The 19931-nt window shown below is 53.5% G+C and carries 24 protein-coding genes; 17 read left to right on the top strand and 7 right to left on the bottom strand.

The window, feature by feature from the left end; translation table 11 throughout:
* On the top strand, positions 1–839 hold an 839-nt coding region (locus FJ147_19045; protein ID MBM4257975.1), incomplete at its 5' end, for a hypothetical protein.
* A gap of 5 nt (positions 840–844) precedes the next feature.
* Complete coding sequence (locus FJ147_19040) at positions 845–1762, top strand: class I SAM-dependent methyltransferase (protein ID MBM4257974.1); 918 nt, start codon at positions 845–847, stop codon at positions 1760–1762.
* Positions 1763–1829: 67 nt separating this feature from the next.
* Here the strand turns inward: FJ147_19040 and FJ147_19035 are convergent, their stop codons facing one another.
* Positions 1830–3986 (bottom strand): hypothetical protein, encoded by a 2157-nt coding sequence (locus FJ147_19035; protein MBM4257973.1) that lies wholly within the window; start codon positions 3984–3986, stop codon positions 1830–1832.
* On the opposite strand from FJ147_19035, the gene FJ147_19030 reads away from it, so the two are divergent.
* From FJ147_19030 to FJ147_19005, 6 genes are all read left to right on the top strand, one after another.
* The gene (locus FJ147_19030; GenBank protein ID MBM4257972.1) at positions 3979–4743 is read left to right on the top strand and encodes a conjugal transfer protein TraD; all 765 of its coding nucleotides are present in this window, start codon (positions 3979–3981) and stop codon (positions 4741–4743) included. The genes FJ147_19035 and FJ147_19030 overlap by 8 nt on opposite strands.
* An 11-nt stretch (positions 4744–4754) precedes the next feature.
* A complete protein-coding gene (locus tag FJ147_19025; protein ID MBM4257971.1) occupies positions 4755–6656 on the top strand; it encodes a type IV secretory system conjugative DNA transfer family protein in 1902 nt (633 codons plus the stop codon).
* A gap of 478 nt (positions 6657–7134) precedes the next feature.
* On the top strand, positions 7135–7455 hold the full coding sequence (locus tag FJ147_19020) for a ribbon-helix-helix protein, CopG family (protein ID MBM4257970.1): 321 nt from the start codon (positions 7135–7137) through the stop codon (positions 7453–7455).
* Between the two features lie 399 nt (positions 7456–7854).
* Complete coding sequence (locus tag FJ147_19015; GenBank protein ID MBM4257969.1) at positions 7855–8307, top strand: hypothetical protein; 453 nt, start codon at positions 7855–7857, stop codon at positions 8305–8307.
* Positions 8304–8507 (top strand): hypothetical protein, encoded by a 204-nt coding sequence (locus tag FJ147_19010; protein ID MBM4257968.1) that lies wholly within the window; start codon positions 8304–8306, stop codon positions 8505–8507. The genes FJ147_19015 and FJ147_19010 overlap by 4 nt, the downstream gene beginning before the upstream one ends.
* A 97-nt stretch (positions 8508–8604) precedes the next feature.
* On the top strand, positions 8605–8949 hold the full coding sequence (locus tag FJ147_19005) for an XRE family transcriptional regulator (GenBank protein MBM4257967.1): 345 nt from the start codon (positions 8605–8607) through the stop codon (positions 8947–8949).
* Between the two features lie 567 nt (positions 8950–9516).
* Here the strand turns inward: FJ147_19005 and FJ147_19000 are convergent.
* Genes FJ147_19000 through FJ147_18990 form a run of 3 tightly spaced genes read right to left on the bottom strand, consistent with a single transcriptional unit; the run spans position 9517 to position 11318 of the window.
* Positions 9517–10356 carry a TrfA family protein gene (locus tag FJ147_19000; protein ID MBM4257966.1) on the bottom strand — a complete coding sequence of 280 codons (840 nt, stop codon included), beginning with the start codon at positions 10354–10356 and terminating at the stop codon, positions 9517–9519.
* A 55-nt stretch (positions 10357–10411) separates the two neighbouring features.
* On the bottom strand, positions 10412–10660 hold the full coding sequence (locus FJ147_18995; protein ID MBM4257965.1) for a ribbon-helix-helix protein, CopG family: 249 nt from the start codon (positions 10658–10660) through the stop codon (positions 10412–10414).
* Between the two features lie 19 nt (positions 10661–10679).
* Entirely contained in the window at positions 10680–11318 is a 639-nt protein-coding gene (locus tag FJ147_18990; protein ID MBM4257964.1) for a chromosome partitioning protein ParA, read from the bottom strand.
* 221 nt (positions 11319–11539) lie between these two features.
* Here FJ147_18990 and FJ147_18985 point away from each other — a divergent pair, with 221 nt between their 5' ends.
* The 8 genes from FJ147_18985 to FJ147_18950 all read left to right on the top strand — a co-directional run bounded on the left by FJ147_18985 (position 11540) and on the right by FJ147_18950 (position 14556).
* Positions 11540–11902 (top strand): hypothetical protein, encoded by a 363-nt coding sequence (locus tag FJ147_18985; protein MBM4257963.1) that lies wholly within the window; start codon positions 11540–11542, stop codon positions 11900–11902.
* A gap of 15 nt (positions 11903–11917) precedes the next feature.
* Complete coding sequence (locus tag FJ147_18980) at positions 11918–12202, top strand: hypothetical protein (protein MBM4257962.1); 285 nt, start codon at positions 11918–11920, stop codon at positions 12200–12202.
* 219 nt (positions 12203–12421) lie between these two features.
* Positions 12422–12715: a plasmid maintenance system killer protein gene (locus FJ147_18975; GenBank protein MBM4257961.1), complete on the top strand. Its 294-nt coding sequence runs from the start codon at positions 12422–12424 to the stop codon at positions 12713–12715.
* An 11-nt stretch (positions 12716–12726) separates the two neighbouring features.
* On the top strand, positions 12727–13053 hold the full coding sequence (locus tag FJ147_18970; protein ID MBM4257960.1) for a HigA family addiction module antidote protein: 327 nt from the start codon (positions 12727–12729) through the stop codon (positions 13051–13053).
* A gap of 218 nt (positions 13054–13271) precedes the next feature.
* A complete protein-coding gene (locus tag FJ147_18965) occupies positions 13272–13520 on the top strand; it encodes a hypothetical protein (GenBank protein MBM4257959.1) in 249 nt (82 codons plus the stop codon).
* Positions 13521–13652: 132 nt separating this feature from the next.
* Complete coding sequence (locus tag FJ147_18960; GenBank protein MBM4257958.1) at positions 13653–13931, top strand: toxin-antitoxin system HicB family antitoxin; 279 nt, start codon at positions 13653–13655, stop codon at positions 13929–13931.
* Positions 13932–13982: 51 nt separating this feature from the next.
* A complete protein-coding gene (locus tag FJ147_18955; protein ID MBM4257957.1) occupies positions 13983–14279 on the top strand; it encodes a BrnT family toxin in 297 nt (98 codons plus the stop codon).
* On the top strand, positions 14269–14556 hold the full coding sequence (locus tag FJ147_18950) for a hypothetical protein (GenBank protein MBM4257956.1): 288 nt from the start codon (positions 14269–14271) through the stop codon (positions 14554–14556). Before FJ147_18955 ends, FJ147_18950 begins: the two co-directional genes overlap by 11 nt.
* An 825-nt stretch (positions 14557–15381) precedes the next feature.
* Here the strand turns inward: FJ147_18950 and FJ147_18945 are convergent.
* Genes FJ147_18945 through FJ147_18935 form a run of 3 tightly spaced genes read right to left on the bottom strand, consistent with a single transcriptional unit; the run spans position 15382 to position 18505 of the window.
* Complete coding sequence (locus FJ147_18945) at positions 15382–16371, bottom strand: integrase (protein ID MBM4257955.1); 990 nt, start codon at positions 16369–16371, stop codon at positions 15382–15384.
* Positions 16368–17279 (bottom strand): integrase, encoded by a 912-nt coding sequence (locus FJ147_18940; protein MBM4257954.1) that lies wholly within the window; start codon positions 17277–17279, stop codon positions 16368–16370. The genes FJ147_18945 and FJ147_18940 overlap by 4 nt, the downstream gene beginning before the upstream one ends.
* Positions 17270–18505 (bottom strand): integrase, encoded by a 1236-nt coding sequence (locus FJ147_18935; protein MBM4257953.1) that lies wholly within the window; start codon positions 18503–18505, stop codon positions 17270–17272. Before FJ147_18935 ends, FJ147_18940 begins: the two co-directional genes overlap by 10 nt.
* A 962-nt stretch (positions 18506–19467) precedes the next feature.
* On the opposite strand from FJ147_18935, the gene FJ147_18930 reads away from it, so the two are divergent.
* Positions 19468–19794 (top strand): hypothetical protein, encoded by a 327-nt coding sequence (locus FJ147_18930; protein ID MBM4257952.1) that lies wholly within the window; start codon positions 19468–19470, stop codon positions 19792–19794.
* Positions 19795–19931: the final 137 nt, after the last annotated feature.

The raw sequence follows: 19931 nt of genomic DNA, 5'->3' as shown, positions 1-19931 counted from the left end.
TCTTCCAAATGCTCGGCCAGATACGTACAGGTGCAATTCTTCGGCGTGCTCACCAAATATTCGACGTACTGCTTCTTGGTAATCATATCCCTAAAATGATACTTGTGGTCCTCAAGCGTAAGTCCTGCCACTATAATCTACATCGTGAGAGACGCATCAATGATCTGTTGTGTAACCTCTTCGTCAGTGGCATCGTCGGTCAAGAAGTAAGGAATTACCGCCCGATCCACTGGGATCACCATCGGTATTTGGGAACACCCAGAGATACGGAGATTACGTATTTTGATCCGCTGAACATCAAATTCCTGTTTGAGGCCCTCTTTGGTATTCGTGCAGTGAAAGTTATCTTCGTGCGTCAGAACAAACTCAGAGGAGAAAAGAGTAGTGAGAGGGACAGCAGTGTGGCGAAAATAAAACCGTACACACTCATTGGTGGCTTGTGCTTCCATCTCGTGTACGTACTCCTGCTTTTATACTTCCAACAATGGCCGCTAATCCTTGCCTGGGCGGCAGGGATCGCAGTGTTTTTTCCTTTCTTCGGCGCATTGCGGCAACTGCTCGAACATCGCAGCGAACACGCTGACCCGACGGTGAACTACGCTGACGTTGCCCACGGTGCGATCCACCGTCTTTTTGGAGATGGTTTTCTTGCCAATACATTCGGCGGGGTGGGTTTCAATCGGCATTTGCTCCACCACTGGGAACCCCAAATCTCGTATACGCGGTTGCGTGAACTGGAAACCTACCTCATGGAGACGGACTGCGCAGTGCATCTGCAAGAACGCCAGACAACATACGGACAGACATTCGGGCAGATGTTCCACCCGATGTGGAGATAACTGCGATGCCACTCTGTCTTGCTTGTGCGAACCCAGAGGCAGATCGCTGGGCAGTGGCCTCTGATGAGGAGTACTACACTACCAGTGAACAGTTTACCTACTATCGCTGCCGCCGGTGTGAGTCTCTCTTTATCGACCCGGTGCCACGCGATTGTTTACAGCAAATTTATCCAGCAAACTATTACAGCTTTGACGAGCAGGTCACTCAATCTTTTCTTTTCAGAGTAAAAGATTGGTTAGATCAGCGATTTTTCAGAAAATTTATCGCCCGGCTTCCGCAGTCGCAGATTAATCTTTTAGATGTGGGTGGAGGAACGGGCGCACTACTGACATCGCTACGCAAGATTGATGCGCGGATAAGGAAGACCACCGTCGTGGATCTGGACGAACACGCCGGGGTCCTCGCTCGCCAGAATGGCCACGAGTACTTCTGCGGACGGATTGAGCACTATCAGCCAGAGCAACCCTTCAGTGTGATATTGATGCTCAATGTTCTTGAGCATGTCGATAATCCGAAGGAACTACTTGTGAAGGCACGGAATTTATTGGCACCTCAGGGTATTCTCATCATCAAAACACCGAACACAGATAGCCTTGATGCCTGGCTATTTCGCGATAAGAACTGGGGTGGGTATCATTGCCCTCGCCATTGGGTTCTCTTCAAGAGAGAGAATCTTGCCGCGATGGTTGAAGAAACCGGGCTTAAGATTCAATACTTCACCTACACGCAGGGCGCTCCGTTCTGGACGACGAGTGTGCTATTCGCTTTACGTCGCCACAAGTGGATTGATACGTCAGCGAAGAGACCAATCCCGAAACACCCTTTGTATGCTCCTCTCAATCTGTTCTTTGCCGGAGTGGATCTGGTCCGCGGCCCATTTGCCAAGACTTCTCAGATGTTCATCGTGCTTGAGAATAGCTGAACCAATGTGAGTACTACATCCGAGCAGAAGCGGGGCGAGGGATCAATCTCTCTTCCTTCATTCTCCCTCACCGTCCCCGATTCCATCCCCGATCACGACTCTGTTCCTGTTGCCGTTCCCGTTTCTCAAATCCCCGCACCTGCGCACGGAACTGACCCCGGTCAGCAATCTGCCAGCCCTGCGCCTGTGTCCAGCGCATCTGCACTGCTGGGTCTTTCCCACGTTGCGCTAACTGCTGCAACTCACTCCGTGTTTGCGCTATCTCCTGCTGTTGTTCACGAATGGGGCGTATCCGATCTTCTAACGCTTGGCGCTGCTGCTGTAACTCAGCATCCCGTTTCAACGTCGCCTCTGCCTGCTGCACGATCGCTGACCGATGCGGCTCTTGCTCATATGACCGTGTTAACGAATGATACGCTGTTACGCTCTGCTCGTAGTGCATCTTAGCCGTACGCACCTGTGTCTCGTGTTCCCACGATTCACGCAGATTACTTGGCAGATACCGTGCCCAGCCGCGTTGCTGCTGGTGCCACTCGTGGACCTTCTGTTTCTGCTCGGCCTGCTGTAGCGCTGCTTTCATGTGTTGCACGTACGCCGTTTGTTCGCGTAACCGTCCGCCCTGATAGTCCATCCGCGCCTGGTCATACGCCTCGCGGTTGGTCAGTGATGGAGGATACGCCGAATGCCAATCATAGTAGGTGCGCTGCCATCCTAACCCTTCCCGCTCCTTCTCTAATGCTGCCAGTTGTTCGCCAAGCTGCGCCTCTCGTTGCTCATAGACCGGTACCGCTTGTGAAGCGTTGACCCACCGTGTTTCCCCTTCTACCCGAGCTGGCCCCGCCTGGCGTCCAGCTTCTCGCTCTGGTGTTGGCTGCGCTGACGATGAACGATCACGACTGCTCTCTCGCGATGGTTCTGCTGTGTGTTCCCGTGTCGGCCCTTCTCGATTATTATAGGCAGCGTGTCTCTCTGCTTGCGCATGCACCCGTCGCATCGCTTCTTCCCGATCCAGCAGTGACGGTGAGTAGCCTTTCAGCTCTACCCCCATCAGTCGTGCCTGCATCCACGCTTCCCGGCGAAACTCCTCTGACCCCGACGCGGTCACCGTCTGCCAGCCTTTTTCCTGCGCGACTTGTAACCCCGCTTTGACCGCTGTTTCATTCGTCGTGCGAAACTCCAACCGATTGCCTTTGTCAACGAAGGCGACATCGCCCGAGCGCTTCCAGCGGTACTCAACGGTTTTGTCCTCCCGCTCATAGCGCGTCATCACTCGATCAACCGTGCGCTGATATTGTCGTCGCTCGGCTTCTGGTACCTCTCGCTGTTCACCACTGAAACGCAGTTCCCCTTTGACCCGCTCGGTTTTCTCTTGCTCGAACAGATACACCTTCACCTGTTCTTGCGCCGCTTCCTTTTGTAAGTCTGTCAGTGCTCGCTGCTGCTCCCGATACTGCCGTAAGTCGATCACTTTCTCACCAAGCTCCGTTGCTTCGCCCCGTTTCAACCGCTGTGTCACCTCCGGTCCCATCTTTGGTTCTGGCTCGCGATCAATCCCTTGTTCTTTCAACGTCCGGCGATCAATCCGCTCGTCTCTCCCAGCGTTCTCTAGCGCCGTGTTCGCCAACGTCTCCCAACTCTGACGAATCTCTCGCACTCGATCATTCTTAGCATCGTCTAAGCTCCATTCCCGATTCTTCTTGGCTCCGCCGCGCTCAGGATGTTTACTGTTCGCCCGTTTGAAGAATTGTGCTTTCTCTCGTTCAATCCCATCCCGTTCCCGCAACGAGAACATGATGTGGGCATGGGGCTGCTCGCCGCCATCCAGTGCACGGCTGTTGTGCATCGCCACCGTGTACGGGAATCGTTCGCCAATCTCGCGCTCAATGAAGTCTTTGACGAGTCGTTCTCGATCTTCAAACGACAACTCGCGCGGCAATGCCATCACCACTTCGGAGTACACCCGCCCATTCGCTCGCTCATAGGTATCCGCCGCGTTCCAAAACTCGCCGGGATTCTCCGCCCACTCGGGCATGTTGCCGCTCCACGTGGCTTCTAACTCGTGCGCGCGTTTCTGGTGTTTCCCTTCGCGCGTGAGATATTCAGCGTGAGATCCCGCCCCTCGTTCTTTGTATTTCCCTTCCCGCGCAAGGTACTGCGCATGCGCCTCCGCGCTGGCTCCCTGGCCTTTCACCCGGTGTGAGATGGAGAGTGCGTAGATGGCCATAGCTGGGGGTTGGGGATTGGGGGTTAGGGATTGGTTACCCCGCCCACTCCCCACCGTAAAAATTGAAACATGTTGCTCGTCATTCGTAACTTTTCATTCTGCATTCTTCATTGTCTTCACTAATCCCCAACCCCCAACCCCTAGCCCCAAAGGGCCTTACTCATTCGTACCGCCTGTCACCACTGCCGTATCGCCCCGTTTCTTTGCCGCAAAGAAACGGGTAAACGCGCTTTTGGTGTCAGGTAATGCGAAGCTACCACCTTCGGGGCGGGGAACCAAACTTTGGTTATCGACGTGGCGTGTGATAAAGGTCACGGCGGTCGCTACACCTTCGTCGGCTTACTACGGACTACTGGGACACACTGACTCTGCTACGTGTGAAGGAGGACTCACCATGACTACGCGCACGACTGACCCTGCCCTGCGCCTCAAAAAACTCGAAGAGCAGATTGCCAAGAAGAAAGCGGAACTCATCCGTGAACGGGGCCGTCTGTCTGAAACGACGCGGAAGAATCGCATGCGCCGGATGATTCAGATCGGCGAACTCGCTGAGATCGCCGGGGTCATCGAGTCGGAGAATGCGTTTTTATTGGGGGTACTGTTGAAAGCAAAAGAAATTGATCCTGTCTCAGCAGAATGGCGGGATCTCAAACAACGCGGGGATGCGGTTCTTACAAAGCGCGAAGCTACACGCAAGAAAGATGTCCTGAAAGACTATCAACAACGCCAACAAACTGCTGACACTGAGACCGCATAGGAGGCAGCATCATGGAGGCCCCCGCAACACTCTCCCTGTTCCGGACGTTGCGCGCGAATGGTCACGCTCTCAAATTCGCTGAAGCACCGCTGGCAGAAATTCCCGTCCCACGGGTTGGATTCGTCGGCTTGTTCATCGTCTCGCTCATCGTCACCGCAAGTTTCGATTATCTGCGTCGCTCGTTGCATCTTTCCATTCCCGAACCGATCGCGGTCATCCTTGCAACGCTGCTCATCATCAGCATCACTTGTTTTCCGTTGATGATCTTTCTGTATTACTCGCTCAAAGCACGGCGCTTGTTGACCGAAATCTATTTTACCTTTCCCAAAAAGGCGCAGTATTGGTACGCCGTCGCTATGGTCTGGTTCTGCTGCGCGTTCGTCGTGGTGTGGATACCCAAGGAATATGACAAGGCAGGTAATCCGCTCTATGGGTTGCTCCTTCCGTTTGTCGGGGCCTTCGGAGTACGACGCTGGTTACGATCGGTGCATGAAAAACCTCGGGCTGTACCCCAACTGCCCCCAGCCGAGCCCGCGCGCTTTGGTTGCTACCTGGGCACGAGTACCGGCATCTTGGCCAAGTATGGACATGGCGCAGCGATGGCCAGCGGCCAAAGTGTTGTGCTCGATTTAGCTGACGCTGCGCAGAACATTCTCGTCTTGGGTGGCATTGGTTCCGGCAAGACCACACGCGCCGTACAGCCGTTACTCGTGCAACTCTTGGATCAAGACGCCGGTGGCTTGATCTTCGACATCAAGGGCGATTTCAAGATTGCCGTCGAGTCGATCGCCCACCAAGCGCAGAGGGCCGTGACCATCATCGGGCCAGAGAAGACCCGCATGAATGTCATTGCTGGCCTCTCGCCGGAAGTTGCCGCCTCGTTTCTCAAGAGCGCCTTGCTGCTCAATAGCCGGGGCACGGTCGATGCCTTCTGGCTCGATACCGCCACCGAACTCTGTAAGAACGCGCTCGGCGTCTTGTCCTTCTTTCCCCAGCGCTACTCGTTGTCGGCCTTGTATACGTACCTCTTTGATCACGGGGTGCAAAAAGGATTGCGGCAAGAAGCGGAAGAGAAGCTGCTAAAACTGCCAGAGCGCGAGCATCGCTTACTGAAAACCTATCTCGCCTATCACGAGACGATCTTTGCCGCCTTTGATGACAAGGTGAAGTCGGGGGTGAATGCGTCGGTGGCACAGATTCTCTCGCCGTTTCAGCATCCCGACTTGGTTGATGCCTTCTGTACCGATGATCCGGCAGCGCCAAACATGGAACGAGTGTTAGACGGGGCGGTATTCTGCGTAGATTTGCCATTAGCGAGATGGGGACTGGGAGGGAGGGTTGCCTATACCCTGCTCAAGTTGCGCTTCTTTAACGCCCTGCAGCGGCGCAATACCGAGCCCTCCTGGAATCAGGAGCGACCTGTCTTCTTCCTGTGTGATGAGTTTCAGGAAATCGTCTCGGCCAATCGCGATGGACTCTCGGATCTGAACTTCTGGGACAAGTCCCGCTCCTCGAAGTGTATCGGCATCATCTCGGCCCAAGCCGTCAGTTCGTTTTATGCCGCCATTGGCAGCCGCGATCTCGCCGATGCCTTACTGCAAAACTTCCGCCAGAAGCTGTGCTTTAAGACCGAAGATGTCCACACTATCGAGCTGCTCAATCACCTGCTGGGCCGGGTGGAGGTGGAGAAGGCCAGTTACCAGCAAGGCGAAGGCACCTCGTCAGGCATCTTGTTCACCGATCACTATTCTCGGTCGCGCCATGAGTCGGTGTCGCGAACCACGGTGGAGAAGCAGGTCATCAACCCGCAACTCTTTCGTACGCTGGGGCAGAATCAAGCCATTGCTTTGCTCTCGTTCGCGGGTGTCAGTGCCGACGATGTGGTGGAGTGTACGCCGGTGTTTGTTGAGTGATGGGGAAAGGGCTGTCTGGGTTGCTGGAGCCAGGGCGGGCAGCGTGGCCGGAACGCGAGTGAAGCCCTGCAGCGAGCGTGGAGACATGCGCTCACGCTGGCAGGGGGAATGATGCGAATGGCCGCCAGGGAGTCCGAAGATGCGAGGCTCGCTGGCCACTATAAAGGGAGGAGATGAGAGCTAGGAACGGCTCTCTGAGATGCCAGACTCAGAGGCGTGAGAGCGGTCCTCATCTGGCCTGGCGACGGCCTCGGTGAGAGGCCAAGCGTCACTGGAAATCACGCGAGGCGCAGGAGCGGTGCTTCGCCCCGCTAAAATTACGACACGTCACTCATCCCTAGAAGGATGAAAAACCCGGAAGTCTAATGATTTCACGGTAATACCAAGTGTTAACAAACTGTTAACATACTCGCTGCTGAAAAATTCACTACGTGTGATTTTTTTCAAAGATCAGTAAAGATGAAAAGGAGGAAAAACAATGGCTCAATCTCACACCCAAGTGCTCGGCGTGCGCTTACCACGGACGTTCATCAAGGCGGTCCAACAGGCCGCAGATGACCGGGGCATCGGGGTCTCGGAACTGGTCCGTAGCGCGTTACTTGCCTACCTCCAATTTGACCCGCAGACGCGCCGGTTTGCCACGATGGTGTACGAAGTCGCCAAGACTCGCCACGTCCTCTTACGGCTGCTCGACACACAGCTCACCAAGCCGCAAGTCGATGCCTTGTTACGGATGGCCGAAGACGACGCCACCCACTACGTGCGGGAGCGTCTGGAGAAGAGCAAAGAGACGGCCTAGCGGCGGTGCTTCTGGCGGGAGAACAGGTGTTCAGAGCGGCGCGGCTGTGCCAGCGCTCAAGAGGGATCTGAGACCGGGACTCAGAGAGTGTCCAGCGTCCTTTCTGTAAGAGGCGTGGCACAGGAAGAAAGCCGAACGGTTTCAGGGTCGGCGCCAACGCTGGCGTGACGCATTCGTTTGTGGAACCAGCGCAACGGAACAAGGGCGCTGCTGAACGCTCCCCCGCAGCCAACGAAGCGATTGCGGAAGAGAGGGGTTTCCGGCAGCGTGGTGCCCCTCTGCAGAGCTGCGCCTCTCGTCGCGAGTACGCCTGAGGCATGGTCAGCGGAAACGTTGTTACTGTGGGAAGGGAACCGACCCTCGGTAGAGTTTCTGAGAGCGCTGCGATAGTCAGACGCTATGGCCCAGACACCGCCATCCTCACCGATTCCCCCGTTTCGTTCAGACGGATATTTACCGGAAGGATTGTACGTCTGCTCTGTTGCCGACGTGCTCTTTCGCTTTGGGTCCTCAAGTCGGCGGCGACGACGGTTAGCCCTTCGGGTGCGCCGATGGGTAGAACTGGGCCAGCAAGTCGGTGCGCAGCGGCTCTTAGTCGATGGCAGTTTTGTCACCGCGAAAGAAGAGCCGCATGACATCGACAGTGTGCTTTTGCTGCCCGCCGATTTCGTGCAGCAGTTAGAGCAAGAACTTCCTGCCGCTGTGGAATTAGAAATCATGTTCTTGACCCGACGGCCCGAAGAAATATTTGCTGCCGAAGATGAGCAGGACTGGGCAGAGTGGGTTGCCTTTTTCAGTCAGACGCGCGAACCTGACCATAGACGTAAAGGGTTGATCGAGATCCGCCTATGATTACCACCACGAACGAATACCAACGTGCTCAGGAAGAACTGCGCCAGTTGGAAGAGCGGCTCGCTCGCTTACAGAACAGTCACCCCTTGGGAGCGAAGGGTTTCACCAAAGCCGGGATTCGCAAGCTCATAGCGCGGCTGCATGAGGAACTTGCGGAGTACGAAGGCAGTCACGAAGCGCGGCAGGTCGAGTCCTCGTAAGAAGCTAGGAGCTGACAAGAGAGGATGGCTGGCGCTACAGCTCAACGGAACAGTCCGAGAACAGTTTCCAGCATTGTTCGACTCTGACTCAATGCCCATGAAACAGAAAGAGGAGATTCCAGTCATTAAGGGAAGCGGCAACGTGTTTGCGGACATCGGCTGTGGAGATGCAGCAGAGTTGCAAGTCAAGGCGGAATTGGCCCGGCAGATTTACCGCCGTATTAAAGCGTTACACTTAACCCCAATGGAAGTCGCTCAGCAGCTCGACTTGCAACCCGCAGAAGTATCGCAGCTTGCAAACGCTCAGTACACCGGTTTTTCGACAGACCGGCTCCTTAGGATACTGACGGTGCTAGGAATAAACGTCGACATCGTCTTATCCCCCCAGTATGGCAGGAAGAAGAATAAGCAAGGAACCGTTCGCGTTGTGGCCTTGGAATAGGCTGAAGAGAGGTAGGACTGGATGTTTGAGCTGAGATTTTTTTCCTTCGTGTTGTATCTATGACTTTAATCTCAGGTGCCCGTTAGAAAGCACTCCAGCTCTTTTCTCTCTCTACCATTTTGGGGTGAATGGACGCGAAGCGGTCAGAGGGGCGAAGCCCCTGGTCTCCGAGTTGAGCCGCCGGTAGGCGGCTTCCTTAGTTCTTTCTAGTCGGTGAAATTACATCACAAACAGTTACTCTTATTTCTATAAGATTCTATAAATATTCTATAAGATTCTAGGCAAAAAAGTCTTCTTTTATAAGTCTTTGTATTGGCTTGAAAATTTTAGATTTTTGAATCTCCTTTGGTACCTCGAATGCCGATAGTTTGGTACCTCGAATGCCGATAGTTTGGTACCTCGAATGCCGATAGTTTGGTACCTCGAATGCCGAGTCGGTACCTCGAATGCCGATAGTCGGTACCTCGAATGCCGATAGTCGGTACCTCGAATGCCGATAGTCGGTACCTCGAATGCCGATAGTCGGTACCTCGAATGCCGATAGTCGATACCTCGAATGCTGAGGGGTCAGAAAAGCATCGGAGCTTTTTGGATGTGAACCTTGTCTCTGTCGTCAATGTTCCAATCAGTAATCGCCCCTATTGCGCGAATATCATCAAGGGCAATTTTGAGATTTTGCCGGAATTTTTTCAAAGCCTTAGTATCGCTGCCAGTAAGCTCATGAAGGAATTGAACTGTGACAGGATGAGGTTTCTCATGACTACATATCCATCCATGCAGAGCTTTCGCTAGGTGCTTTCCCGCTAATTGTCGACGATGGGCCTCCTCAATGACAGTATAGCCCCTAGAGAAGAGTTGAATCATTTCTCGGCTGATTTCGACGGTAAACTTACCATCTTCTAAGTCGGCGGCTCCTTTGGGTAATAAGGAACCCCAAAAAACTCTCTTCCCGTCACGTTCAATGGAGACCGCCGTCGCAGTCAACCCTTGCAAAACATCGAGCAGCCATTTGTATTGAGATTTTCCAGTGTGACGATGAAGCAACTTTAAGAGTTGGTAAGCGGTGAAACGCACTTTATTCCCCTCTTGGGTCCCACGGGCAAGGTGCATAATCGCTTCGTAAACATCGAGGTCACATTGCGTTAACTGTCTTCCAGTGAACGTGATCGTAAAACCGTTCTGGCTGAAAATCGTTTCGCCCCTGACATAACGGGCTTTGTTGGGTTGAATAGCCGGAAAAAGCGCGGAACGGACAAACTCGTTAGGAACTCCTCGTTGGGGGTCTTTCCACAGGGATAGCTGATACACCTTGGCAGCCTCGCGCTCTTTATGTGTCTCTTCCACACGATCAAAGATGTTCTGCAAGGGAACCGACAGCGATTGAAGATTAGTGTTTGAGTGTGTCATAACCGCCCCTCCTCGTGGGAACCATACCCAAATTCTACACTCTAGTCATGGCTCTTTATTCCATGCTTTCAACTTGCCTAGCGGCACTGGAAACAATAAACGCGCTGCGGCTGATGCCCAAACGCTTTGCTGCATGATCAATCCGCCGCAAGAGATCAGGATCGATGCGGATCATAATAGGTTCTTTGTTTTGCTTGCGGAGTTCGTCGGTGATTTGGTTTGTACCTGCATTAGCAATAAATGCTTGTGCTTCTCGCTCAGCCTTTGGTTTTATATTTCGTTTAGGATTTTTAACGATAGCCATTTCATACCTTTACGATATTTTACCGATATACAAATAAAAACTTTGTGAGGCGCTTAAACTCATCGATGGCTTTCGGGTCATTGTGTTCAAGAACAGAAAGACCTGCCGCCGCCGCATTTGGAAATGCCTTACGGCGAACGATCGGCACAGGCGCGTATTCGAGTCCTTCAATTTCCTGCAATGCGGTTGCTGCATCGTCATTATCATGCCCTTGCGGGTCGGCGGCATTCAGAACTGCCACGGCCCGCAAATGATCATTAATCTCTCTCGCTTCTTTGACTAAGTCAGCGGTTTGATCCACACCCCAAAGATCGAAGCTGCGAGGCTGTACAGGTATGAGCACGGTATCTGCCACGGTTAAGGCTGCCCGTAGACTACCACTGTCCCGTCCTCCTACGTCTATGACAATATCGGTGTACTTCGGAGCGAGTTGTCGAACTTGAGTTCTGATCGCTGCACCTTGCAAGGCCACAGCCGTGTAGCCCGCCTTGCCGTTCAAATTGGTGTTTCTCAGTTCAGTAAAAGCCATAGCTGTCTGCTGTTCGTCTCCATCAATCAGCAAAATATCTCGACCTGAACGAGCGAGAGAGATGGCAAGGTTAACTGCAAGAGTGGTTTTTCCAACGCCACCTTTGACATTTCCTACTGCAATAATCATATCTATCATTTCGATTAATTTATGATATGTTTTTATACTCTTACCGATATACAAAAGCAATCGAAAGGAAATTTCTTTAGGACTCTAATATGCGTAGGATATCCGTCGATCGGGAGTAGTCACACAAGGCATGGTCCTAAAATTGGAGTTTTCCTCCTGCTGCCCCAAAAATCAGCAGAAAATACAAGTGATCCCGATCCTAATAAAGACAAGGGGGAAGGGTGGCGCTGATCAGAGGTTGTCACGTGATCGCAAAAGGGAACCATGCTGAAGCGTTAGAAATTATTCCGAAAATCCTGGCGCACGGGTTGCTCATTCATACCGCTCGTATAGGAACCGCAGCGTACGCATATTACATTCACATGGTCCCGGCCTACCGCAGACATGAGCCGATGGTTGTCTTTGAGGTTGATGAAAGGTACGTGGAAAACAAGCCAGCCCCGATTCCCCACAAACTGCCGACGTATGCGTTTATGAAAATGTATGCTCCAGGGCTCACATATATCCCCATTCACGTGCTAGGATTTGTCAATGTGTCGGAACCCTTGCTTCCGATCTATAATGGACCTATAGGATTTTTCTAGAGACACAGGTGCTCTATGGCGAAAGCGTTTACTAATAGCCTGACCCGAGAAAGTGAGATCCGCGAGATGCTGGATCTCATGCTTGCGGAGACTGACCCAGGGTACATGAGCGGTGCCACGCTTGGACAGTTTACGCAGGACCTCATGGACGAAGTCCGCTTTCTGCTTCCCGGCGATGAAGAAGATATGCAACACGTTGAGCAGTATGTCCGCACTCACAGTGAAGAACTGTACCAGAGGTCTCTTTCATTGATGCAGGGTAGTGCAACAGTTCCCTCTACTCCTCCCGTGACGGCGTAACTCGCCCATTTTTCCTTGCTTCTATTTTATAACTATTAGTGACTTCAAATCGTACCCTCAGCAGAGTACCATCAACACAGTCGCGAACAGTCTCTCAATCGTAGAAGGGAAGGGGCTCGTTGAAATAATTGTACGGATAAGTAGTTATTGCATTGTCACGTATAACGCTATCCGTTATAGTCGGACTGTGAGGATTGGGTTGACTGCGGTGGAGGAAGAATGATTGTGTCCTTTGCCACACAAGGCACGGAGGATATTTTCAACCGCAAAGCAACCAAGGCAGCCCGGCAAACGTGTCCGGTCGCGCTGTGGCGCGTTGCGCAGCGCAAGCTGGATCAATTAAACGCGGCAGTCTCGTTGCTGTCCTTACGTATCCCACCCGCCAATAATTTAGAGGCCTTGGTAAGCGATCGGGAAGGACAACACAGTATCTGCATCAACGTACAGTACCGGGTCTGCTTTGTGTGGACGAGTGCAGGACCCGCAAGCGTCGAGATTGTTGATTATCATTAAGGGAGCAACGTATGGTACGCATACCAAGCCACGGCCCGCCAACTCACCCCGGCGAAATGTTGCGTGAAGAATTTCTCCGCCCCTTGAATCTCACGCAAACGGAAGTCGCGCAACGCTTAGGAATTTCTTACCCGCGCTTGAACGAATTGCTACACGCCAAACGTGGCGTGACGCCTGATACCGCGCTACGGCTGGAAGCATTGTTCGGGATGGAAGCGCAGTTTTGGCTCAACTTACAACTGGCCTGGGATCTATATCATGCCCAGCACGGCCCTGGCGCAAAGCGCATCAAGCAGATCAAACGCCTCTCGACTACCCCTACCGCGAGAGCGGCCTAAGCTGCGCCTCATCAGGAAGCTGCACGATAACTCTGGGGGTGTATTGCTGTTATCCTTTTGCGTCGCTCAAGTATCCGTTGATGGATACAGTTCTACATCTCTACGTGGCGTACAAAGAATCTGCCGCACTCGGTCTGTCTGTTGTCGAATACGACAAAGGCGGTAAGGCGGCTTCAGAGATGAAATCATTTTTCAAGGAATTAAAGAGGGCTCTCTAAATGGCAAAGAAATTCACGCTGACCAAGACCGTCTCAGCAAAACTCACTGCTCATTCTCCTCGGGGCAATAACTCTGCAAACGATTTTGTCCAAGGAAAGGAACCCACACGCGCCAAGACCTTCAACATTCCTATCCGCCTTGCAGATCAGTTACGTATCATCGCGGCAAAACGGCGACAAACCGATACCGACATTATTGTCGGTCTGATTGATCAGTTCGTCCGTGAGAACGTGGAAGATGCTAAGTAGGTATGTACATACATACTTATATACATGTGTATGGTGTACAACCGCAATCGCAGCATGAGAAAGGCACGGACAAGGGAAGCGACGATAAGACGCCAGAGAATAGCGTCCCATGTGTTCTCCGAGGATACGCAGATGAAACCCATAACGACCTATCCACTCCGACTCCCACATTCCATCAAAGCTGCCGTCACGCGGCTAGCCAAAGAAGACGGTACCAGCATTAACCAATTCGTGGTGACCGCCGTCGCCGAGAAGATTGCCGCCTTAGAAACGGCCTCATTTTTTGCCGATCGCCGGCAACGCGCGGACCGAGCCGCGTTTCGTAAGCTGATGCACCGCAAAAGGGGCGAACCGCCGCGACCAGGCGACGAAATACCTCCAAGGCTCAGCAAAACTCGGAAAGCAGGATAGACAATATGGTATGTATTGACAAAGTACATACACAATGACACATTTGTCGTAGTGGATGTTCGCTACGAACTCAACGGGACAACGTTCGTCTGGGACGAAGAGAAAGCACGCCTCAACATTGCTACGCACGACGGCATCACTTTCGAGCGTGGGGCGGAAGTATTCTTTGATCCTTTCTTTCGACTCGTTGATGCCTCCCGCAACGAGGAAGCACGGGATGCCGTCATCGGCTTCGACACGCTGGGGCGTATGTTGTTTGTCGTGCACATTGAGATCGAGGGCGAATACATCCGCATCATTTCGGCTCGGAAAGCGACACCGGAGGAGCGCAAAGAGTATGATTCCTAATCGGCTGAAGGCTCGACTGAGAAAGGATCGGCCCATGACTTCGATCACGCTGCGGATTCCTGCAGACGTGGTGAAGTCACTGAAGTTGATTGCGCCGCACAAGGGATTCTCGGGGTACCAGGCGCTACTCAAAGCGTATATCAGTGAGGGATTGCGCCGCGATGAGGCCATTCATCTCTTTGGTCCCGCTGCGCGCTTGGCAGAAGCGCTGAAGAAACGGGGAGTCTCCGCCAAACTCATTGAAGAAGCGGCGCAAGAAGCTTCCGCACAGACTTGAGTTCACAGAAAGTTATTGTGAAGACGGGTGGACAGAAATGGTAAACGCGAGTGATAAAAACCGGTTCGCCCCCGGCGACCGATTCTCACCCTGCTGACGCAAGGAATAGCACCTGATTACTCAGAAGCAGCCGTTCCGGGACTTATCAAACCGGTCAGAGTTGAGTTACGGATTCTTCAGAGCAGAGTCAATAATCCGGCGCAAGCTTCACAAAGCGATTGCCTTCTCCGCGTTTTGGGTGTGACATTTGAGATAATTGCAGACTTGTATTCGACTCTTTACGCGGAGCATTCCTCTGTCGCAGTCAAGAGAAGTAGCGCTATCGCTACCTCCGCTTCAACAGGCAGAAAATCTCACCAAACTTTTTCCCGCTCCGTATTTTGTCATGTACAAAACAGGCGCTAGCAGTGCTGCAAACAACACCTCTTGGTGTATCCTTTTGCAATAATTCACAACCAGTTTCCGAACTGTAACAAAATCAGCAGGTTAGAGTGGGCGAAACTTGACATACGAGCCCCTTATCGGACGTTTAGGAGAGAGGGAGAGGTTGGGGGGTCAGGATGAGCTTTGACGTTGAAATTCTCTGCTCTTTGGGTCTTATGTAAAAGTTCAGGGGTCGGACTGCGAGTGAAATGGAGACTCACCAGCAGTTTAAGGGACGAGTGAAGGAATGGGGCGCTGGGCATAGAACGGACCAGCGGGCGCAGTTGAACAGTTATCGAAGGAGTTCGATAACTGTTCTTATAGAAGGAAGATAGTTATGGAAGGTTATGAATGATCAGAGTCGATTCCATCGGAGGTCTCGATTCTGATCACGTTGCATAACTATTGACCGCGTAAGGAGGCAATCAAGCGATCGGGCACGGTGAATTGACCACGACGCAATGCTGGCGGAACGACCGCGTCGAGGGCATCGAGTTTCTCCGTGGGATCGGCTCGGACATAGGCCTCTGTCGCTTGCATATCAGCATGCCCCAACCACAGCGAGACTTTGCGGAGATCGCCGGTGGCTTGGTAGATCATCATTGCACAGGTGTGCCGCAAGACATGAGGAGATACAGTCTTGTCCCGCAGGGAAGGACACGCGAGAGTCGCTTGGTCGACATACTTGCGTAACACGTACGAGAAGCCCACCCGCGTCATCGCCCGGCCTTGGGCACTAAAGAAGAGTTCTGGGAGGGCGATCTCTCCCCGCACCGCTAACCAGGCTCGCAGATCGTCCGCTGTCTGTTTCCACAGCGGGAGGGCACGATGCCGTCGCCCTTTGCCCTGAATATGAAGAGTGGGCGTGGCGTGCCAGGTCACCGCCGTCACCGGCAGTGTGAGGAGTTCCGCAACGCGTAGGCCTGCGGCGAAGCAGACATGGAGCATCGCCCGGTCCCGCACGCCGTAGCGCGTGCGGAGATCCGGTGCGTTCAGAATAGCTTGCATTTCCACGAGGGAGAGATGAGGAATCAACGGCTGTTCAGTTTTCTTCGTGGGAATGGCCAGCACCCGCCTGATCTGCTCCAGCAAGGCCGGAACCCGATACTCCAGAAAGTGCATGAAGGATTTGATCGCGGCGAGACGGGCATTGCGGGTAGTCGGGCTGTTCCTCCGCTCGGTTTCCAGCGTGGTTAAGAACTCCATCACGAGCGGAGCGTCGAGCTGCTCCAGCGTCAGCTGGGACGGGGGGAGACCACAGCGCTGGCTGGCAAAAGTTAACAGCAACTGGAAGCTATAGGCGTAACTGTCACACGTATGCGGGCTGGCGCCGCGTTGAAGTGGCAGGCGTTCGCGTAAAAAAGCGGTCAAATGTGGAGCAATCAGCGTCATTGGTCACCTCCCGTGATAAACGCTTCGCAGCGTTGCGCAATATCGATCAAGAGTTCCGGCGTGCTCTCCAAGTACCAATAGGTGCTTTCGACCTTGGCGTGGCCCAGATAGGTCATGAGCGCAAGCACCTGGCGGCCAACGTGTTCGCGGGCATTGGAACACGTCTGGAGTCCTCTCACCGCAAACGTATGCCGGAGGTCCATCAGTCGCGGGCGTGATCTGCCAGGCTTACGTGCTACCCCTGCGGCTTGTACGACGGCATGGAAGGTTTCCGCCACGACAGTGTGAGAGAGTCGACTGCCTCGGCAGGACACAAAGAGATGGGGATTATGGCCTGCCACGCGCCGTCGTCGATCTACGTAGCTTCTCAACGCCACCCAGGTCGTGTCGTGCAGCGGGAGTAGGCGACTTTTCTTGAACTTACTTTCCCGGATGATGAGCCCTTCTGGGGTGAGATCGCTGAGGTGGAGTGCCCGCGCTTCTGTCGGTCGCATACCCGTTGCCGCCAGCAGGCCAAACAGCGTGCTGTAGGTATGAGGCCGCAGCGACCCGACAGGCCCGAGCTGCTGGGCGTGAGTCACCAGACGCTGGAGTTCTGCATCACTAAAGATGTATGGGGTAGGACGCTGGCGTCGTCCACAGAACACCGTTGCTGGTGGGATCTCATGCCGTATATCCTCGGCGTGCATAAAGCGCGCAAAGCGGACGACGGTTTGTAACCGATTGTGTCGTTGTGCCTCTGACGATGCACTGGCTGCCCAGGCGATGGCAGTGGAGGTGACCACATGGGTCTCGCCTCGTCCCGTGGCAAAGTGCGCGAAGTTACGTAAATATCCATCGCACGCTTTGAGCGCAAAGCCTGTTGCGCGCCGGACGGCCAAATAAGTATCGACCGCTGTCATGAGCATGAGGTCACCTCCGGCCAGGGTTGCGTAGCCTGCTGGAGGAGCGGCACATCGACTTTAGCATACCCCGTTGTTGTCTCCATGGAACTATGGCGGAGCACGGCGGCAATGGCTGGTAAGGGAACGCCATGGCGAAGCATGAGGGTCGCTGCCGAATGGCGTAGGATATGCGATCCATGGACGGGCGTCGCAATTCCTGCCCGCTGTATCGCACGCGTGGCAATCTTGCCCACCGCTTGGCGAGTGAGCGCTACGATAGGAGCACTGGTAGTGAGAAAGACCGCCTCGGTGGTTCGTAAGGGGCGGAGTTTGAGATAGGCGAGGATGGCCTCTCCGACCTCTTGGGGAAGTGGCAAGCAGGTCTGCCTGCGCATCTTCCCGACCACTTGGATCGTACCGGCGTGCCAGTCGATATCGGTGAGTCGTAACGCTGCGACATCGCCCGCCCGCAGCCCCAGCCGTGCCAACAGTAAGAGGACGGCCCGATCCCGGAGGCCGATCAGAGTAGTGATCTCACAACTGACCAGCATGCACTCTATGGCCTCAGCTGAGAGGTACCGAGGTAAGGAAGCTAACCGCCAAGAGGCGACGGTGGGAATGGCATACGTCAGCTCCGGCGCGCACTGGCCAACCGCAATCAGGAAGCGGAGAAACGTTCGAACCGTGGTGACCACGGTCTTCGCCGAGCTCACCCCGTGCCCCTTGGTTTGCTGCAGGATAAAGACACGCAGCGCACGGGCGTCATACTGCGTGGGATCCTCTCCCAGCGTCTGCAGGAAAGCGAGCAGCGGACGACGATAGTTGGTGAGCGTGACCGCCGAAACCCCACGGTGAGTTTGCATCCAGTCGCAAAAGTCAACGAATAACTGGGGATCAGACGATACCGAGGGGAGCGGGGCGGCGTGTCCGCTCGCTTCGAGGAACGTCACCAAGTGGCGCGCTCCCATAAAGAGATCGCTATACCCCCCATTGGGATAACGCAGCAGCTGCTGGGTTTGCAGCTCACGCTGAAACTCTTCCAGGGCATGGACATTGAGTTCCCGCGCGACGCCTTTCCCGTGGTGGCTCCAGAGTGCGAAGCGGTGGGCGCCGCTCAACAAGTGACGACGATACCGAGGATGATAGCCGCGCGCTTCCAGCCAGGTACTGAACGTCTCAAAGTGGGGATCTGTGGAACCCGAGCGATAGTGCTCCTGCGTCCGCGGCTTCTTGCCAGAGGTAGTTAACATGCTGCTCTCCTTCCGGTGTGGCCCTGAAGGATGGCAGCGTTATGGAAAGGCAATTCAGGGCTAAGTGTGACGAAAGTGTCGCGCTCTCACATGTTTACTGCCGCCCTGAAGCAGCTTACCTTCCATAACTATCTTCCTTCTATAAGAACAGTTATCGAAGGAGTTCGATAACTGCACAACTGCGCCCGCTGGTCCGAAATCGGCGTTTACCGTGCTCAAGGTAGTGGCCTCTTTTATTTTGATAAGAATGGCAACGGAACGTGGGATCCTGCAGGAGGCGATTTCAACTTTGGATTAGGAATAACTGGAGATCGTCCGATCGCTGGGGATTGGACAGGAACGGGTGGAGCAACGAAGGTTGGCATTTACCGTCCAAGCACGGGACAATTCTATCTAGATAATGGAAATTTCACTGAGCAAGGATGTAGTATAGATCAGTGCTTTGTGACAGCCTTTGGTGGAGGAACAACATATTGGCCGGTTGCGTGGAATAAATCGGTCGTCAAGGGCAACTAACAGTTAGTTAATAGTCATTTGTACCAGCTCTTACCCTGGCACTTGGCTCGTTCTCTTGTGATCTGTACCTGAGGTGAAAATCTTCGTTACTGAGAAGCCTGTGCAAGTTACTATGTTGGCATAAGGTTTCCTATCCTGACTTTTTCTCATCGATGACATAACGAAGGACGAACGTCTCTTTAAAAAAGAGGAGTCGTCCTTCATCTTTCAATGCAAAGGTTTTCTTCTATGGCCAGCGCTGAGAATTCAAGACTCGGCGGTGCTTCATCTCAGCTCTTCTCCTAGAATATATCCAATAGATTTTGTTGATCTATTGGTCTACCTTGCCCATTACACGATCATCTCTCCTTGTAGAGGTACTGCCTTTGCTTCGGTTCTCCGCTTCGTATAAGACTCAACGACTTTGTCCCTATGCCTTTGGCTGAAGAAGAAGTACGGATACGGTTATGGATGATGCTCTCTTTGCAAAACTACAAGAGGTAACACTGGTCAACAAATCTGGCGTCACGTATCAAGAGTTCAGAAAAACGCTTTCCCCACAGTGGGGCCGTGTGTGGGTACAGATTGCTCTCGGATGGCTGGCATTGATTCTCCTGCATATCCTGATCCTTCTGTTCTCTGGACGCCACATCGTTGCGGACGTCGGGCTCGTGGTCGTTGGTGCTGTACTGATTGGATATGTCGTTGCATACTTGCAATTGTTCCTGCACGAAGCAGCCCACTCAGGACTTACGCTTTGGACCTTAACAAGCCGTGACATGAGGGTTTTGTAGTTCAGCGCGAAGGTAATGACTAAACAAACTCTCCCGCACGGCATACAGGGTCTGGCCCAGTTCTTGAGCTTTCACTTTCAAGGATACCCACGCATGATAACAACATGCTAAGTGATTGCGCTGTGCCCGCGCCGCCC

The organism is Deltaproteobacteria bacterium (assembly GCA_016874775.1).
Taxonomy (GTDB): domain Bacteria; phylum Desulfobacterota; class Binatia; order Bin18; family Bin18; genus VGTJ01.
This window is presented reverse-complemented; position numbering and strand designations above follow the sequence as displayed.

Bases quoted from the DNA above. Each gene is read 5' to 3' on its own strand.
- FJ147_19040 (MBM4257974.1), top strand. From the start codon at position 845: ATGCCACTCTGTCTTGCTTGTGCGAACCCAGAGGCAGATCGCTGGGCA.
- FJ147_19030 (MBM4257972.1), top strand. From the start codon at position 3,979: ATGGCCATAGCTGGGGGTTGGGGATTGGGGGTTAGGGATTGGTTACCC.
- FJ147_19035 (MBM4257973.1), bottom strand. From the start codon at position 3,986: ATGGCCATCTACGCACTCTCCATCTCACACCGGGTGAAAGGCCAGGGA.
- FJ147_19025 (MBM4257971.1), top strand. From the start codon at position 4,755: ATGGAGGCCCCCGCAACACTCTCCCTGTTCCGGACGTTGCGCGCGAAT.
- FJ147_19020 (MBM4257970.1), top strand. From the start codon at position 7,135: ATGGCTCAATCTCACACCCAAGTGCTCGGCGTGCGCTTACCACGGACG.
- FJ147_19015 (MBM4257969.1), top strand. From the start codon at position 7,855: ATGGCCCAGACACCGCCATCCTCACCGATTCCCCCGTTTCGTTCAGAC.
- FJ147_19010 (MBM4257968.1), top strand. From the start codon at position 8,304: ATGATTACCACCACGAACGAATACCAACGTGCTCAGGAAGAACTGCGC.
- FJ147_19005 (MBM4257967.1), top strand. From the start codon at position 8,605: ATGAAACAGAAAGAGGAGATTCCAGTCATTAAGGGAAGCGGCAACGTG.
- FJ147_19000 (MBM4257966.1), bottom strand. From the start codon at position 10,356: ATGACACACTCAAACACTAATCTTCAATCGCTGTCGGTTCCCTTGCAG.
- FJ147_18995 (MBM4257965.1), bottom strand. From the start codon at position 10,660: ATGGCTATCGTTAAAAATCCTAAACGAAATATAAAACCAAAGGCTGAG.
- FJ147_18990 (MBM4257964.1), bottom strand. From the start codon at position 11,318: ATGATTATTGCAGTAGGAAATGTCAAAGGTGGCGTTGGAAAAACCACT.
- FJ147_18980 (MBM4257962.1), top strand. From the start codon at position 11,918: ATGGCGAAAGCGTTTACTAATAGCCTGACCCGAGAAAGTGAGATCCGC.
- FJ147_18975 (MBM4257961.1), top strand. From the start codon at position 12,422: ATGATTGTGTCCTTTGCCACACAAGGCACGGAGGATATTTTCAACCGC.
- FJ147_18970 (MBM4257960.1), top strand. From the start codon at position 12,727: ATGGTACGCATACCAAGCCACGGCCCGCCAACTCACCCCGGCGAAATG.
- FJ147_18965 (MBM4257959.1), top strand. From the start codon at position 13,272: ATGGCAAAGAAATTCACGCTGACCAAGACCGTCTCAGCAAAACTCACT.
- FJ147_18960 (MBM4257958.1), top strand. From the start codon at position 13,653: ATGAAACCCATAACGACCTATCCACTCCGACTCCCACATTCCATCAAA.
- FJ147_18950 (MBM4257956.1), top strand. From the start codon at position 14,269: ATGATTCCTAATCGGCTGAAGGCTCGACTGAGAAAGGATCGGCCCATG.
- FJ147_18945 (MBM4257955.1), bottom strand. From the start codon at position 16,371: ATGACGCTGATTGCTCCACATTTGACCGCTTTTTTACGCGAACGCCTG.
- FJ147_18940 (MBM4257954.1), bottom strand. From the start codon at position 17,279: ATGCTCATGACAGCGGTCGATACTTATTTGGCCGTCCGGCGCGCAACA.
- FJ147_18935 (MBM4257953.1), bottom strand. From the start codon at position 18,505: ATGTTAACTACCTCTGGCAAGAAGCCGCGGACGCAGGAGCACTATCGC.
- FJ147_18930 (MBM4257952.1), top strand. From the start codon at position 19,468: ATGGATGATGCTCTCTTTGCAAAACTACAAGAGGTAACACTGGTCAAC.